Source organism: Arsenicibacter sp. R0_47, from assembly GCF_057652235.1.
Genome location: NZ_JBYFCJ010000005.1, coordinates 393,843 through 409,858, shown reverse-complemented (window position 1 = coordinate 409,858; position 16,016 = coordinate 393,843). Strand labels below are relative to the sequence as shown.

The following is a 16,016-nucleotide window of genomic DNA, read 5'->3' as shown; positions in this document are numbered from 1 at the left end:
AAAAGCCCTGAACAGTTTGAGCAGGAGTATTATACTAAACTTGCAAGTTCAGTGTGCCGCTAAACCGGACCACCTCAATAAAAGAGTCATATAATTAAGCTAATGAACGATGGATACTTTTTCCTACCTCCCCACCGTCTCGACGCGTTCACAGCTCATCTATACAACAATTCTCTTTACGGTACTGGCAACGGCAGCGGCCTTGCCGTTTGTATATGTCGATGTGTCGGTACGGGCCGGTGGCCTGATACGGCCGGTCGCTGAGCGCTCTGAGGTAAAGGCTCAGGTAAACGGTATCGTTGCCAGTCTGTATGTCCGGGAAGGGCAACCCGTCAGGGCCGGACAACCGCTGCTGCGCCTGCAAACTGAAATGCTTGACACTAAACTATACCTGCTCGCCCTGCAACAAGCAGAAAAACAAACCTACATTCACGATTTACACCTTTTAACATCACTTTCTAATGAGTCTTTTACAGCAACTCCTGATTTGGTTCCTGCGTTACGGCTGCATTCCCCTCTTTATCGGCAACAGTTTGAGCAGTTCCGGTTTCTGAACCGCGAAAACCTGCAGACGCAGGCCAAACGCAGACGGGAGCTGGAAACAAGTCAGAAATTACTGACCGACAAAGTGATTGCCCGCACCGAACACGAAGACAAGGAATTTGCCCTGCAATCGGCGGTAGCGCAGCACCAAACTCTGGTCGAACGGCAGCGGGCTGAATGGCAGCAGGCACTTGCCCAACATCAGCTCGAACTCACCCGGTTACAGGGCGAAACGCGGCAACTCCGGCAGGAACAGGCTCTTTATACCATCAAAGCTCCCGTTGGCGGTACCATCAGCCAATTAAGCGGCCGGTATGCCGGCAGTGTTATTCAGGCCGGCGAAGTGGTCGGCCTCGTGTCTCCGGATTCTACACTGGTGGTCGAATGCTATGTTCCTCCGAAAGATATTGGTCTGGTCAGAACCGGCCAAACGGCTCGTTTTCAGGTGGAGGCTTTCGACTATAATCAATGGGGCATGGTCGTGGGTCATGTCAGTGAGGTTGCCAACGATTTCACTCTGGTCAATAAAGATCAACCGGCGTTTAAAGTGCGCTGCCGGATCGATCAACCCTATTTACAGTTAAAAAACGGCTACCATGGGTATCTCAAAAAAGGCATGACTGTTCAGGCACGTTTCACCGTAACCCGCCGGTCGCTGTTTCAATTGCTCTACGACAAAGCCGATAACTGGCTAAACCCGGCACGTTCATGAAACGCATTCAGGTTAAACAACGCGATATTACCGACTGTGGTGCAGCCTGTTTGGCGTCTGTTGCTGCGCATTACCGGTTGCTCATGCCCGTCGCTCGCATCCGGCAGCTTGCCAGTACCGATCAGAAAGGCACCAATGTGCTGGGCCTGATTGAGGCAGCCAAACAGATGGGTTTTCAGGCCAAAGGCGTAAAAGCAAACGGCAGTGCTGATCTGCTGGAGAGCCTGACCAAAATTCCCCTACCAGCCATTGCCCATGTAGTCGTTCGGGGAACCTTGCATCATTACGTGGTTATTTATAAGGTCACCCGAAAAGACATCACCTACATGGACCCCGGCGATGGCCGGATGCACCGAAAAGCAGTTAGCGAGTTTAAAAAAGAATGGACGGGTGTCCTGGTATTACTGCTACCGGACGACGGATTTCAGCAAATAAATCAGACCACGTCTGTTGCCAGACGGTTCTGGCTTCTCATTAAACCGCATAAGATCGTGTTGATACAAGCCATGGTCGGTGCCGTCGTGTATACCCTGCTTGGCTTAACGACATCGGTTTATGTCCAGAAAATCGTTGATAACGTACTTCCTGATGCGAATCAGAACCTACTGAATCTGCTCAGTATGGTGATGATTGCCGCTTTGTTGCTTCAATTGTTCATCGGAGCCGTTAAAAGCCTGTTTAACCTGAAAACCGGCCAACGGATGGATGCTGCCCTGATCCTGGGCTATTACAAACATTTGCTCCGGCTGCCGCAATCGTTTTTTGATACTATGCGGACCGGCGAAATTATTTCACGCATTAATGATGCGGTCAAAATCCGTGCTTTCATCAATGACACAGCCCTTAGTCTGATTGTCAATCTGCTGATTGTTCTGTTTTCGTTTGGCCTGATGTTTACCTATTATTGGAAACTCGCCGTCGTAATGCTGCTGGTTGTTCCCTTCTATGTTGGTCTTTATTGGCTCGCCAACCGGATCAACCGGCGTTTTCAGCGTCAGTTAATGGAGAATGCCGCCGATCTGGAAACCCAACTTGTTGAATCGCTCAACGCAATCAGCACCATCAAGCGTTTCGGATTAGAGACCCATGCCGGCGAAAAAACAGAGGATCGGTTTGTACAGTTACTAATGACGGTTTTTGCTTCGGGCAAGCGCAGTATCTATCTGGGTTCAACATCCGAACTGGTCACCCGTTTGTTTACCATCATCCTGCTATGGGTTGGTGGATATTATGTACTGGAACGGGAAATTACACCCGGCGAACTGCTATCTTTTTATGCGCTGATCGGTTACTTTACGGGCCCAGCTTCGGGCCTCATCGGAGCTAATCGCAATATCCAGGAAGCATTGATTGCCGCTGACCGGCTTTTTGAGATCATGGATCTGGCCCAGGAATCGTCTGACAACAACATTGAGCTGAAACCAGATATGACCGGCGACATCACATTTACGAATGTCGCCTTTCGTTACGGCACCCGAACCACTGTTTTTGAAAACCTGTCGTTAACCATTCCGGCCAGACAAATCACTGCGGTTGTGGGCGAAAGCGGTTCGGGCAAGTCGACGCTCCTCTCTCTGATTCAAGGGTTATACCCTTTACAGAAAGGCAGCATACACATTGGCACCTATGACACAAAATACATTAATGCAGACAGTCTGCGCAGAATAACAGGCGTTGTTCCACAAAAAATTGATTTGTTTGCCGGTAATGTCGTTGACAACATTGCCGTTGGGGATCCTCTTCCGGACATGCAGCGGATTATTGATTTATGCCGTCAGTTAGGCATACTTTCCTTTATTGAAAAGCTGCCAAACGGTTTTCATACCTACCTGGGCGAAAACGGTGCCATGCTGTCAGGTGGTCAGAAACAACGCCTTGCCATTGCCCGCGCCTTGTATCGCGAGCCCGAAATCCTGATTCTTGACGAGGCTACGTCAGCGCTGGACTCCGGATCAGAACAGTTTGTTCAGCAAACCATACAACAACTGCGGGAAGCCGGTAAGACCATCATTATCATTGCCCATCGGCTTAGCACCGTCCGTAATGCCGATAAAATCCTGGTCCTTGACAACGGGCAGCTTGTGGAAGAAGGTGTTCACAACGAGTTGATGGCTCACGGACAGGTTTACCGCCATTTCTGGCAACAGCAAACCGAAACCATTCAGGCATAAAAAATCCCCGCTTCTTCGCAGGAAGAAGCGGGGATGCGCACTGGCCGGAAACCGGCTTATTTTTCGCGGCGTAATACCTCATCGATCAGGCCATAGACTTTGGCTTCTTCGGCGCGGAACCACTTGTCGCGGTCTGAATCAATTTCGATCTGCTCTTTGGTCTGTCCGCTGTGCAGCGCCAGAATACTATACAGTTCATCGCGCAGTTTCACGATTTCACGGGCGGTGATTTCGATATCAACCGACTGGCCCTGTGCACCACCCGACGGCTGGTGAATCATCACGCGGGCGTGTGGCAGGGCAGAACGCTTACCGGCAGCCCCCCCGGCCAGCAATACGGCACCCATCGACGCGGCCAGACTTGTACAGACCGTTGCCACGTCCGGACGAACATACTGCATTGTATCATAAATCCCCAGACCGGCATACACCGAGCCGCCAGGACTGTTGATGTACATCAGGATATCTTTGCGCGGATCGGCCGACTCCAGGAACAACAGCTGCGCCACAATGATGTTGGCAATGTTGTCGTCGACACCCATGCCCATAAAGATAATCCGGTCGGCCATCAGGCGTGAGAACACGTCAACCTCACGGAAGTTCATCGGCCGCTCTTCGATTACAGAGCGTGTCATATTTTCGACGGTATGATTCATGTATCCGTCTACTGTCAACCCATTCATGCCCATGTGGTGAACGGCGTACTTGCGAAATTCTTGTCCGAAATTCATGCTTTGCTTTACTTAGTTTGTGGTTTTAGGGTATATCAGTAAAAGATTACGAACAGATTCTTGTTAATAACACAAGGGTAAACCCCGATTCCATAATCCTAAACCCCGTTTTGAATTCTTCTGTTGCAAAAATGCGTTATGCAATTGAAAAGTACTGCCAGTTTAGGTTGAGAATTTATCGTTGATACTTAAGATGAAGACAAAAATTAACGAAAATATCCGTTTACTACGCCTGCAACGGGGGTACTCGCAGGAAAATATGGCCGATTTGCTCCATTTATCGACAACGGCCTATGGCGATATCGAACGCGGCAAAACCGACATTACCCTCAGCCGGCTTGAGCAAATTGCTCAGGTATTGGGGGTAGACAGTGCCTCGCTCCTGTTGCCGCCTTCGCTCCCGGCGGTCAGTCAGCAGGCTTTTGAAGCGGTACCGGTTACGCACCAGGCTACGCCAACGCCTGATATGAGCGCTATTCAGCTGCTGCTCGAGAAACAACAGCTGGAAATTGAAAAGCTTACGCTGGAGGTTGAAAACTGGAAGCGCCGCTACGAACGTGCCGTTACCCAGGAACAGTTAACCCGTGAACTGATCAACGCACTGACGCCGCAACCGGCTCCTGCCCGCGAACGGATTGGGTTTTAGTCATAAAAAAAGGCTAGTGGGTTTTCCACTAGCCTCTCCCTGAGCGGGCTATATCTACCGGTTTTGCGCGATTTCCTTGAACTCGTCGAACGAAACCTCTTTCGGGTCTACGTTAACCTGCGTTTTCGCATAGTCAAGTACTTTATCGTCGTAGATCCGGTTGTAAAGCGTTGTGTAGTTCTGACCGTTGTTTTTGTCGTCGGCCAGGTAATTACGGGCGATGCGCTCAACCGTTTTGTTGATTTCATCATCGTCCGAGTTAGCAAAGCCAAACTGCTCACGTACCATCTGCTCGGTAGCAGCCAGTACTTCGGCAAATTCAACCTTGATATCCGTTTGCTCGGCAATTTTGTTTTTGATCAGCTGCAGTTTCACCGATTTGGCGAAATCTTCGAACTGCTCGTCAACCTGCTCCCGTGATACCTTGCCTTCGTTGTTTTCAACGAGCCAGTCTTTCAGGAATTCTTCCGGCAACAGAATCGGGATGTTTTCTAACAGAATGCGCTCGATGTCGTAACGCAGCATGCTCTTGGCTTCACGGCTGAAGTTGCCGCTGATGATCTCCGTTACTTTTTCGCGGAACGCTTCCTCCGAGTCAACCTGACCCGCTCCCAGTGACTTGTCGAACAGATCCTGATCGATGTCGGCCGGTGCATGGCGGGTTACGTCTTCAATAGTGAATTCAAAATCACCGCTCAGCTGTGCTGCTTCTTCCGGTTTCAGGCCCGTAGCATGTGCCCGTGACTTGTCATCAGGGAAAGCTGCTGCGATATCAAACGTAAAGGTTTCACCTTTTTTCTTGCCGATAAATGTCGGCAGGTAATCCGCGTCAACCTGCTTCAGCGGCAGGGCTGTTTTAGCCGAGAATGGCTCAGCGTCGCCTTCTGTTGCACCGGTCAGCTGCTTCAGTTCACCGAAAATTGTATCGCCTTCGGCAGCCTCTTCAGCGTGCTCGTGCTTATGGAACTGCTGACGGAGGTTGTCGATTGTCTCGTTAACATCCTTGTCAGAAGCCGTGATGGTATACTCTGTTACAGAAGGGAGCTGATCGAAGTGAATGTCGAATTCAGACGCCATACCCAGTGTGTAGCTGAAAACAAATTCAGTCTGGTTATCCCAATCAATTGATTCGGCTTCAGTCCGGTCAGGAATCGGGTCACCAACTACCTGTAATTTATTTTCGCGGATATAATTGCTGACCGTACGGCCCAGCAGGTTGTTGATTTCATCAACAAGAATGCTTTTGCCATACATTTTCTGAATCAAAGAAGCAGGTACGTGACCCGGGCGGAACCCTTTCATGGCCACTGTTTTACCATACTGCTTTAATTTTTTATCAACTTCCGGCTTATAGTCTTCCGGCTTCAGAGTGATTTTCAGAGAGGCTTGCGTTTCGCTTGCTTTGTCTAAGGCTATATCCACGTTTATGCTCGTTATAAATTGCGAATGAGCGATTGAGTGAATGAGCGAACAGAAAATGAATTTAAAAATTCACTCATTCACTAATTCACAAATCGCTCATTCAAAGAGTTGGTACGGGCGGAGGGACTCGAACCCCCATGCCTCGCGGCGCTTGATCCTAAGTCAAGTACGTCTACCAATTTCGCCACGCCCGCAGTTCGGTATGTTGATCCGATAAATTCGGCTGAAAGCACTGTTATTTTGTTTTCAGTCGTCGTTCATCTGAATCGGCCTGCAAAAGTAGGTATGTTTTTTCTGATTGCAAATTTTTGTCCAAACTTTTTTTTTTTGATTTCTTCACATTGACTTCATACTGATTAGTCCGTAACTTGGAACTAAGAGTACAACCAAACAGAAGGGATAGGTTACCAAAATCTACATCTTCCAGAGCCGAACTTACCGATATGAACGTAACTGCAGAGCCCTACATTGATCTGGAGCAGGAACGACGCGAAATCCTGAAACGATACCGTCGACTGCTGAGGGCGGCAAAGCCACTGTTGAAAGACAATGACGCCAAACTGATAAAAAAAGCGTTTAATACGTCTGCTGAAGCGCACAAAAACATGCGCCGCCGGTCTGGTGAGCCTTATATCTATCACCCGCTTGCCGTTGCCCAGATTGCCGTCGAAGAAGTTGGCCTCGGTACTACCTCTATTGTTGCTGCACTGCTGCATGATGTGGTCGAGGATACCGACATGACTATTCCGGATATCGACCGGCTCTTCGGCCCCAAAGTGGCTAAAATCATTGACGGACTGACCAAAATCTCCGGCTACTTCGAATACGGCACCTCACAGCAGGCCGAAAATTTCCGGAAAATGCTGCTGACGCTCTCCGATGATGTGCGGGTAATTCTGATCAAGCTTGCCGACCGCCTGCATAATATGCGGACCCTCGACTCGATGCCGCGGGATAAGCAGCTGAAAATCGCTTCCGAGACCATATATATATATGCACCGCTGGCACATCGCCTTGGTCTGTATGCTATTAAGTCGGAACTGGAAGACCTGTATCTGAAATACGTTGAGCCGGAAGCCTATAAGGACATTGCCCGCAAACTACGTGAAACCAAGGCTGCCCGCGACCGGTTTATTGCCCGGTTCATCGAACCGCTGGAGGAAGATCTCCGTGCCACAAACATCAAGTTTGTGATTAAGGGCCGGCCCAAGTCAATCTATTCGATCTGGAATAAACTGAGCAAACAGAAAAAACCATTTGAGGAAATTTATGACTTGTTTGCCGTCCGGGTTGTACTGGATGTCCCGCACGAAGAAGAAAAATCGGCCTGCTGGCGGGCTTATTCTATCGTAACGGATCATTACAAACCGAACCCCGACCGGCTGAAAGACTGGATCAGTACACCGCGTACCAACGGCTACGAATCCCTGCACACGACCGTCATGAGTAAAACCGGTCAGTGGGTGGAAGTGCAGATCCGGACTGAGCGGATGAACGAAATCGCCGAGAAAGGGTATGCCGCCCACTGGAAATATAAAGGCAGCGAAACCGGTACTGCTGCCGGGATTGACGTCTGGATCAGTCAGGTCCGGGACATGCTCGAAACCACGACCCAGGGCGAAAAAACCGGCGCAATTGAATTCCTCGATGATTTCCGGAGCAACCTCTACAGCGAAGAAGTATTTGTCTTTACGCCAAAGGGCGATCTGAAAGTCCTGCAACGCGGGGCAACGGCCCTCGACTTTGCGTTTGACATTCACACGCAGGTCGGTGCCCGCTGTATGGCCGCCAAGGTCAATAATATTCTGGTACCGCTGAGCCACGTACTCCATAACGGCGATCAGGTCGAAGTGATCACCTCCAACAAGCAGAAACCCAGTGAAGACTGGCTGCGGTTTGTAGTGACCTCAAAGGCTAAGACCAAAATCAAGGACCTGCTGAAGGAGGAAAAGAAGCGCTACATTACCGACGGCCGTGACATTGTGGCCAAAAAGCTCAAAACGCTCCGGGTTGAGGTCAACAACGAAACCCTGAACCAGCTGCGGGCCTTTTTCGGCTCAAAAACGGTCAATGACTTTTACTACCGCGTCGGCAAAGGGCACATTGAACCAAATGAACTGAAGCGGTTCAAGATTGACCGGGACGCCAAGGAAAACCGGCAGAATAAACTCAATACCGATAAGATTCAGGACGGAAAAACGTTCGAGAAGGAGCTCAAAAAAATCCATGGCGACCGTGCCGATGCAGACATGCTGCTGATCGGCGAAGACATGGATAAAATCGACTACACACTGGCGAAGTGCTGTAATCCGATTTCGGGCGACGACGTGTTTGGCTTCGTAACCATCAATGAAGGCATCAAGATTCACCGCGTTTCCTGCCCGAATGCCGTTGAGCTCATGTCGAACCATGGCAACCGGATTATTAAGGCCAAATGGACCTCGCAGCGCGATCTTGCCTTTCTGGCCGGCCTCCGCATTACGGGTACCGACCGCGTTGGTCTGGTCAACGACGTCACGCGGATTATCAGTAACGAACTGCATATTAATATGCGCTCGGTTACGATCGACTCGAAAGACGGAATTTTTGAAGGAATCATTAAGTTGTATGTACACGACACCGGACACCTGGAAACCCTCGTGCAGAAGCTCGAACGGGTGAGTGGTGTTTTTGAAGTCGTCCGCTTTGACTAACCGTGCCGGTAACCGGATTCCTGTAAAAAGTTTGCTGCAGGTGGCCGGTTACTCACGACGTCCATTAACTTTGCATCATTATGCCTGCGCCGAAACAAACAAACCTCGAAGCCGCAAAAACGATATTTACCGCGTATCTGGAGAACAAAGGGCTCCGGAAAACGCCGGAACGTTTCGCCATACTGGAAGAAATTTACAACCGCGAAGATCACTTTGATGTCGATGAGTTGTATATCTCCATGAAAAACAAGAAGTACCGTGTCAGCCGGGCAACCGTCTACAACACACTCGATGTTTTAGTGGACTGTGACCTTGTGACCAAACACCAGTTCGGCCGCAACCTGGCGCAGTACGAAAAATCCTATGGCTACAAGCAACACGATCACCTGATCTGTACTGATTGCCATAAGGTGATGGAGTTCTGCGATCCGCGCGTTCAGACGATCCAGAATATGGTAGGTGATATGCTGAAATTTAACGTTATGCACCACTCGCTGATTTTTTACGGAAGCTGTACCCGCGAAAACTGCGAAAACCGTAACGAAACCGAAACAGCGAAAAACCTACAGGTACAGCTGCACGGAGAAGACTAATATACTGTCTTACATATCATTACTCAACAAAGGTCATCGGGCTAACGATGACCTTTGTTGTTGTTTAAAACCTTGTTCTGAAAATTTGCAAGTTTTTTTTTGCAGGTCCAGAACCTTTTGCGATATTTACATGTATATACATTGAATGTAATAACATTAAGATCAAAAACACATAAAATCATGGCAACTGAAACTCCTTCAACCGCAATCTGGACTGTCGATCAATCACACTCAGAAGTTCATTTCAAAGTAAAACACCTGATGGTGTCAACTGTTACCGGCTCATTCGGTAGCTACGACGCCAACATGGAAACAACCGGCGATTCGCTGGAAGGCGCTAAAATTTCGTTCTCGGCAGACATCGACAGCATCTCTACAGGCAACGAGCAGCGTGATGGTCACCTGAAATCAGGCGATTTCTTCGATGCCGCCAGCCACCCGCAACTGACATTTGTATCAACCGGCTTTACGAAAAAAAGCGGTGATGAGTATACATTAACCGGCGACCTGACCATCCGTGGTACGACTAAACCAATTACACTCGACGTTGAATACGGCGGACAGATGGTTGACTTCTACGGCAATACGAAAGCTGGTTTTGAGATCAGCGGTAAGATCAAACGGAAAGAATTCGGCTTATCATGGGATGCGGTAACAGAAGCAGGCGGCGTTGTTGTATCAGACGACGTTAAACTGGTGCTGAACATCCAGATGGCTAAGCAGGCATAAGCTTTAGGTGTAAAATAAATATATTGCTTAACGGCATGGTTCGGTTATGAGCCATGCCGTTTTTTCTTTGTGTAAAAACGACCAGGCCCTGGTTTTCACCAACGTACACCCCTACGCCCATTACGGCGACTTTGTCCGCAAATTCCGGTCAACGGTGTATCAGGCTTTGGAATAATCCCCTGCCGCATAACAGATAGCCCTATCCTGTGGCCCGCCAGATAGGATGATTTTAAAGCCTGGCAGAAACCACCTACCTTGCCGTTCATACTCAACAACTTTTCTTTATCATGAGCGAACAGAATAAGAAATTGACGACGGCTTCAGGGCGGCCTTATGCAGAGAACGAAAATACGCAGAGTGTCGGACCACGGGGTCCCCTCTTGCTGCAGGACTATATTCTGCATGAGAAAATGGCTCACTTTAACCGCGAACGGATTCCGGAACGGGTAGTGCATGCCAAGGGCTCAGGCGCTTTCGGTACGTTTACGGTAACCCACGATATTTCGCAGTATACCAAGGCTAAGCTGTTCAGCAAAATCGGCAACCAGTGCCGGATGCTGGCCCGTTTCTCAACGGTAGGCGGCGAAAAAGGGTCTGCCGATACCGAACGCGACCCGCGCGGATTCGCGGTCAAATTCTATACTGAAGACGGTAACTGGGACCTGGTCGGCAATAATACTCCGGTATTTTTTGTGAAAGACCCGAAGAAGTTCGGTGACTTTATCCATACACAGAAGCGGGATCCCCGCACCAACTGTAAGTCGCCGACGATGATGTGGGATTTCTGGTCGCTGAATCCGGAATCGCTCCATCAGGTACTGATTCTGATGAGCGACCGGGGAACACCTTTTTCTTACCGCCACATGAATGGTTACAGCAGCCATACGTTCAGTATGATTAATGCTCATAATGAACGGGTCTGGATAAAATTCCATTTCAAAACGGCCCAGGGTATTAAAAACTTCACGAACGACGAAGCGGCCGATATGAAAGCACAGGACATGGATCACGCTCAGCGGGATCTGGTCCAGTCGATCGACCGCGGCGACTTCCCCCGCTGGAACCTCAAAATTCAGGTCATGACAGAGGAGCAGGCAACGTCTTTTGCTTTCAATCCGTTTGATTTGTCGAAGGTATGGCCGCATGCCGATTTCCCGCTGATCGATGTCGGCGTCATGGAGCTGAACGAAGTACCGGCCAATTACTTTGCCCAGGTGGAGCAGGCAGCCTTCGCTCCCGCGCACATCGTTGACGGCATCGGCTATTCGCCGGATAAAATGCTTCAGGGCCGGTTATTATCTTACCCCGACGCACACCGCTACCGCCTTGGCGTAAATTATGAGCAGATTCCGGTAAACCGCTGCCCGTATATGGGCCGTAACTACCAGCGCGACGGCCACATGCGCGTCGACGACAACGGCGGCAGCGCACCCAACTACTTCCCCAACAGTTTCGACGATATTGCGGTGGATCAGTCTTATAAAGAACCGGCCTGGTCGCTGGATTCGACCCTGGCCGATTGGTATGACCGGAATGCCCCCGGTGAGAATGATCACTATACCCAGCCAGGCTTATTCTATAAAAAGGCGCTGAACGAACAGGACCGCAAGAATCTGGTAAGCAACATTGTTGGTGCAATGAAAGGCATCGAAGGCCCTAAAAAAGACATGATTATCAACCGGCAGCTGTGCCATTTTTTCCGGGCAGATATCCAGCTCGGTATGGGTGTAGCAGCAGGTCTGGGCGTGAATGTAGCTGAGTTTATGCCAGCCATGCAGTCCTGATTCGTTCAGACAGCTGGTTTCTTATCGAATAAAGTCAGGCAGCCGGCCGGATTATCTCCGGCCGGCTGTTTTGCCTTGACAGGTAACAGACCGGAACCCTTGTTTTGTATCTGAAAAGGCACGTTTATCAAATTATTAAACTTTCTTAAATCAGTTGTGATCAGGCGGGTTTTCTGACTGCCTTGTTCGTCGTTTGGGTTGCACCTCTGAAAAAATAGGCCGTATTTTGTAGTTTAATTATGCAGAGAACGCCGCTTCACATACGACAATGGGTTAAACTGATCAGTCCGCTGGCAGTTGCGCTATGTTGTATGCTGCTGCCGGTCCGCTCTGCCGGCTCAAAGCCGCTGATTCAGAAACAGGTACATATCACCTACCTGAAGCAGGAGTCTGTCAACGCAGAATCAGACAATTACCCGACTCTACATAAACATCCGGCAGATGCGCTGGCAACTGTCAATAGTAATGTACCGCCCCATTCATCACCGGATCTGACGCCTCACCTGTTCGTTCCGTTTATTGGTACTACCGGTTTCGGCCGCCTTCAGCAACCGCACCGGTCCTATTTTTTATTCTCTTTTCTACGTTCTGTTTTCGAACACCAGATTGCGATTAATGCCCCTTAACCGGGTCATATGCTATCGTTCTCTTCATCTGCCACTCGCAGCAGGGTAGCCTTTCTATCTTATCTGTTACGCAGGCTACTGTTCATTAATTACTCACCTCATGTGGTCTAAAATAACCCGTACACTGCTTGCCTACCGGCTTTTCTGGGTAGGCGCTATGGTTCTGTTAACGGCCGTTATGGCTTTTTTGGGTACACGGATTCAGTTATCGTATCAGATCGCCCGTGTGTTGCCTTTATCAGATTCAACTCAGTATCAGTACGAACGCTTCAAACAACGGTTTGGGGCCGATGGTACCCTGATGGTCGTTGGCTGGCAGGATAACCGCTGGTTCGATCTGCCGGTTTACCAGAGCTGGTACGACATGAATGAAAAGGTTCGTAAGCTGGGCGGTGTTAAGGAAGCCATGTCGATTACGCACCTGTACACAATCGACAAACCGGACAGCGGCTGGTCGATCCGTCCGCTGATTTCGAAACGACCGCAAACGCAGGCCGAAGTGGACAGTCTGAAAAGTCAGGTGTTGTCGCTGCCGTTTTACGAAGGATTACTTTACAATCCGAAGAGCCACGCGACCCTGATGGCCATTTCGTTTGATGAAAAAAAGCTGAATTCCCGCGACCGGATTGCCATTGTCGAAACGATCCGGCAGTATGGCAAGGAATTTTCGGAGAAACATAACATTCAGATTCACTACTCAGGGCTACCTTCCATCCGGACGGAGGTCATGAAAAAGGTCTCGGGCGAAATGAAACTGTTCATGGCGCTGGCGGCCCTGGTAACCGGCCTGATGGTCTGGCTGATGTTCCGGTCATTCCGCGTCGTCTGGATTTCGCTGACCGTGGTGATTATGGGGGTTTCGGTCTGTATCGGCACCCTGGCGGCGTTCGGGTACGAAATCACCCTGCTGACCGGTATGCTGCCACCGCTGCTGATTGTGATCGGGGTACCGAACTGTATTTTCCTGGTCAACAAATACCACGAAGAACTGGCCGCGCACGGAGACAAACAACAGGCCCTGGAGGTCATGATCCGGCAAATCGGATTATCGGCCTTACTGGCTAATGTGACAACCGCCATCGGCTTCGGCGTGTTTTACTTCACTAACAGCCGGTTATTGATGGAGTTCGGTGTTGTAGCAGCCATCTGTGTATTAGCCGTTTATGTCATCTGTATGATCATGGTGCCGATCATTCTGAGTTATCTGCCGGTACCATCGGATTCGGGCGGACATACCCTCAGTGAAGGCCGCTGGCGCGGGCTCCTGAACCGGGTTGATTTTCTGGTGCATAACCGCCGGAAGCTCATTTACAGCATCATCACGGTCATTACCATCATCAGTGCCCTGGGCCTGTTTATGGTCCGGGTAGAAGGATACGTGGTCGATGACCTGCCGAAAAATGATCCGGTATACGAAGACCTCCGGTTTGTTGAACAGCAGTTCAAGGGTGCGCTGCCGCTGGAGATCATGATCGACACCGGCAAGCCGAAAGGGGCGTTTGCCGACGCTGGCCGGGCGCTGTATAAGGTTCGGGCACTGGAGCGGTTAATGGACGATTATCCGGAGTTTTCGAAGCCCAGCTCGCTGGTCGACGTAATCCGGTTCGGGTACCAGGCCTATCGTGGCGGCGATCCGAAATATTTCGTGCTGCCACCGGCTATGGAGCTCAAAAAGCTGGCCGAAGACAGTCCGCTCGGGACAGGCAACAACCAGTCATCGCTGGCGAAATCACTGATGGACAGCACACAGCAAACTATACGGGTGAGCTACCAGATGGCCGACATCGGCTCAATCCGGTTGCAGAAAACAATGAATAGTCTGCGACCGCGTATCGATTCTCTGTTTGCCGGCACGCCTTATAAAGTGAGTCTGACCGGCCACAGCCTGGTCTTTTTGAAGAGCAACGATTATTTACTGGGTAACCTGTACGAAAGTCTGGTTATCGCGATTTTATTAATTGCCTTAGTGGGCATGGTACTGTTCCGGTCGGTTCCGATCATTATTCTGTCGAAACTACCATGTCTGATTCCGCTCGTTGTAACGGCCGGCATCATGGGTTATACGGATATTGCGTTCAAGCCATCTACCATCCTGATTTTCAGCATTGCGTTCGGATTGGCGTCAGACGGTACCGTCTATTTCCTGACCAGCTATCGCCGCCAGCTTAGTCTGGGGCTCGAACCACCGGCAGCCATTACGGGTGCCATTCACGAAACCGGTATCAGTCTGATTTACACAGCGCTGGTACTGGCGGGCGGGTTTGTGGTTTTTGCTGCCTCCAGTTTCGGAGGTACGGCTGCACTTGGCATATTAGTAGCAACAACCGTTCTGATGGCCTGTTTAACGAATCTGGTGCTGTTACCGGCGCTTCTGCTCTCGCTGAAGCGCTATCGGGTGTAACACCAATTCATCAAATGAGTGCCACAACAACAACTTTTTCACAGACAAACAGGGCAGGAATCATCAAGGATTTTGCGCTCCTGCTTACGGGTGTACTAAGCGCAGGCATGGGCCTGAAAGGTTTTTTACTCCCGAATAATTTTCTCGACGGCGGGGCCATGGGTATTTCGCTGCTGCTGGAGATGGTCACCGGTGTCGAACTGGCGATTCTGGTCATTCTGGTAAACCTCCCGTTTATCTGGATCGGCTACCGGCAGGTATCGCCTGGCTTTGCCGTCCGCACCATTGTCGCCATCAGTATGCTGGCCCTTTGTTTAGTGGTTGTCCCGTATCCGATTGTGACAACCGATAAACTGCTGATTTCGGTGTTCGGCGGCTTTTTTCTGGGCACCGGCATCGGACTGGCCATCCGGGGCGGCGGGGTGCTCGACGGCACCGAAGTACTGGCCATTTATGTCAGCCGCCGGTCGGCGCTTTCCGTCGGTGACGTGATTATGGTCATCAATGTGCTGGTTTTCGGTTCGGCAGCCTTACTGACGAACATGGAAACGGCCTTGTACGCGATGCTGACCTACCTGGCCGCTTCAAAAACCGTCGATTTTCTGATTCACGGTATCGAGGAATACACTGGGGTTATCATTATTTCTGACCACCACGAACGGATCCGTCAGATGATTACCGAGAAACTGGGCAGAGGCGTAACGGTTTTTAAAGGCGAAAAAGGGTACGGTAAACGGGGTTTCCGCGAAAACGATATTAACATCATTTACGCGGTCGTTACCCGTCTGGAGCTACACCGGCTCCGGGAGCGTATCAGCGAAATCGACGCCAAGGCCTTTATCGTCAACCACAGCATTGACGATGCAAAAGGCGGTATGGTCAAAAGCAGGCCGCTGCATTAATAGCTTATCCTGTACGGGCAACCCCACGTGGTTGCCCTTTTTTTGATTTGTTGAGCATGCTGA

At 50.1% G+C, this 16,016-nt stretch carries 13 protein-coding genes and 1 tRNA gene; 11 read left to right on the top strand and 3 right to left on the bottom strand.

Annotated features, from left to right (window positions below; translation table 11 throughout):
* Positions 1-109 precede the first annotated feature (109 nt).
* Together AC23NW_RS13140 and AC23NW_RS13135 are read left to right on the top strand one after the other, a co-directional pair.
* On the top strand, positions 110-1,255 hold the full coding sequence (locus tag AC23NW_RS13140) for a beta-barrel domain-containing protein (RefSeq protein WP_487450029.1): 1,146 nt from the start codon (positions 110-112) through the stop codon (positions 1,253-1,255).
* Complete coding sequence (locus AC23NW_RS13135; RefSeq protein WP_487450027.1) at positions 1,252-3,426, top strand: peptidase domain-containing ABC transporter; 2,175 nt, start codon at positions 1,252-1,254, stop codon at positions 3,424-3,426. Before AC23NW_RS13140 ends, AC23NW_RS13135 begins: the two co-directional genes overlap by 4 nt.
* Positions 3,427-3,482: 56 nt before the next feature.
* Here the strand turns inward: AC23NW_RS13135 and AC23NW_RS13130 are convergent, their stop codons facing one another.
* A complete protein-coding gene (locus AC23NW_RS13130) occupies positions 3,483-4,157 on the bottom strand; it encodes a ClpP family protease (RefSeq protein WP_487450025.1) in 675 nt (224 codons plus the stop codon).
* 193 nt (positions 4,158-4,350) lie between these two features.
* Between AC23NW_RS13130 and AC23NW_RS13125 the strand changes: the two genes are divergently transcribed.
* Positions 4,351-4,803, top strand: coding sequence for a helix-turn-helix transcriptional regulator (locus AC23NW_RS13125; protein ID WP_487450024.1), 453 nt, complete (start codon positions 4,351-4,353; stop codon positions 4,801-4,803).
* A gap of 54 nt (positions 4,804-4,857) precedes the next feature.
* Here the strand turns inward: AC23NW_RS13125 and tig are convergent, their stop codons facing one another.
* Entirely contained in the window at positions 4,858-6,225 is a 1,368-nt protein-coding gene (tig, locus tag AC23NW_RS13120; protein WP_487450022.1) for a trigger factor, read from the bottom strand.
* A gap of 109 nt (positions 6,226-6,334) precedes the next feature.
* A tRNA-Leu gene (locus AC23NW_RS13115) sits at positions 6,335-6,419 on the bottom strand.
* A 249-nt stretch (positions 6,420-6,668) separates the two neighbouring features.
* Here AC23NW_RS13115 and AC23NW_RS13110 point away from each other — a divergent pair.
* The 8 genes from AC23NW_RS13110 to AC23NW_RS13075 all read left to right on the top strand — a co-directional run bounded on the left by AC23NW_RS13110 (position 6,669) and on the right by AC23NW_RS13075 (position 15,953).
* Positions 6,669-8,918 carry a RelA/SpoT family protein gene (locus AC23NW_RS13110; RefSeq protein ID WP_487450020.1) on the top strand — a complete coding sequence of 750 codons (2,250 nt, stop codon included), beginning with the start codon at positions 6,669-6,671 and terminating at the stop codon, positions 8,916-8,918.
* A gap of 80 nt (positions 8,919-8,998) precedes the next feature.
* A complete protein-coding gene (locus AC23NW_RS13105) occupies positions 8,999-9,511 on the top strand; it encodes a Fur family transcriptional regulator (protein WP_293845980.1) in 513 nt (170 codons plus the stop codon).
* 180 nt (positions 9,512-9,691) lie between these two features.
* A complete protein-coding gene (locus AC23NW_RS13100; RefSeq protein ID WP_293845983.1) occupies positions 9,692-10,240 on the top strand; it encodes a YceI family protein in 549 nt (182 codons plus the stop codon).
* Between the two features lie 46 nt (positions 10,241-10,286).
* Positions 10,287-10,415 (top strand): hypothetical protein, encoded by a 129-nt coding sequence (locus tag AC23NW_RS13095; protein ID WP_487450017.1) that lies wholly within the window; start codon positions 10,287-10,289, stop codon positions 10,413-10,415.
* 112 nt (positions 10,416-10,527) lie between these two features.
* The gene (locus AC23NW_RS13090) at positions 10,528-12,024 is read left to right on the top strand and encodes a catalase (RefSeq protein ID WP_487450016.1); all 1,497 of its coding nucleotides are present in this window, start codon (positions 10,528-10,530) and stop codon (positions 12,022-12,024) included.
* Between the two features lie 239 nt (positions 12,025-12,263).
* Positions 12,264-12,650 (top strand): hypothetical protein, encoded by a 387-nt coding sequence (locus AC23NW_RS13085; protein ID WP_293840339.1) that lies wholly within the window; start codon positions 12,264-12,266, stop codon positions 12,648-12,650.
* 100 nt (positions 12,651-12,750) lie between these two features.
* The gene (locus tag AC23NW_RS13080) at positions 12,751-15,051 is read left to right on the top strand and encodes an efflux RND transporter permease subunit (protein WP_487450015.1); all 2,301 of its coding nucleotides are present in this window, start codon (positions 12,751-12,753) and stop codon (positions 15,049-15,051) included.
* Between the two features lie 14 nt (positions 15,052-15,065).
* Positions 15,066-15,953: a YitT family protein gene (locus AC23NW_RS13075; protein ID WP_487450013.1), complete on the top strand. Its 888-nt coding sequence runs from the start codon at positions 15,066-15,068 to the stop codon at positions 15,951-15,953.
* Positions 15,954-16,016: the final 63 nt, after the last annotated feature.

What these genes read in the sequence shown, in the direction of transcription:
- AC23NW_RS13140 (WP_487450029.1), top strand. Translation starts at nt 110, where the DNA reads ATGGATACTTTTTCCTACCTCCCCACCGTCTCGACGCGTTCACAGCTC.
- AC23NW_RS13135 (WP_487450027.1), top strand. Translation starts at nt 1,252, where the DNA reads ATGAAACGCATTCAGGTTAAACAACGCGATATTACCGACTGTGGTGCA.
- AC23NW_RS13130 (WP_487450025.1), bottom strand. Translation starts at nt 4,157, where the DNA reads ATGAATTTCGGACAAGAATTTCGCAAGTACGCCGTTCACCACATGGGC.
- AC23NW_RS13125 (WP_487450024.1), top strand. Translation starts at nt 4,351, where the DNA reads ATGAAGACAAAAATTAACGAAAATATCCGTTTACTACGCCTGCAACGG.
- AC23NW_RS13110 (WP_487450020.1), top strand. Translation starts at nt 6,669, where the DNA reads ATGAACGTAACTGCAGAGCCCTACATTGATCTGGAGCAGGAACGACGC.
- AC23NW_RS13105 (WP_293845980.1), top strand. Translation starts at nt 8,999, where the DNA reads ATGCCTGCGCCGAAACAAACAAACCTCGAAGCCGCAAAAACGATATTT.
- AC23NW_RS13100 (WP_293845983.1), top strand. Translation starts at nt 9,692, where the DNA reads ATGGCAACTGAAACTCCTTCAACCGCAATCTGGACTGTCGATCAATCA.
- AC23NW_RS13095 (WP_487450017.1), top strand. Translation starts at nt 10,287, where the DNA reads ATGAGCCATGCCGTTTTTTCTTTGTGTAAAAACGACCAGGCCCTGGTT.
- AC23NW_RS13090 (WP_487450016.1), top strand. Translation starts at nt 10,528, where the DNA reads ATGAGCGAACAGAATAAGAAATTGACGACGGCTTCAGGGCGGCCTTAT.
- AC23NW_RS13085 (WP_293840339.1), top strand. Translation starts at nt 12,264, where the DNA reads ATGCAGAGAACGCCGCTTCACATACGACAATGGGTTAAACTGATCAGT.
- AC23NW_RS13080 (WP_487450015.1), top strand. Translation starts at nt 12,751, where the DNA reads ATGTGGTCTAAAATAACCCGTACACTGCTTGCCTACCGGCTTTTCTGG.
- AC23NW_RS13075 (WP_487450013.1), top strand. Translation starts at nt 15,066, where the DNA reads ATGAGTGCCACAACAACAACTTTTTCACAGACAAACAGGGCAGGAATC.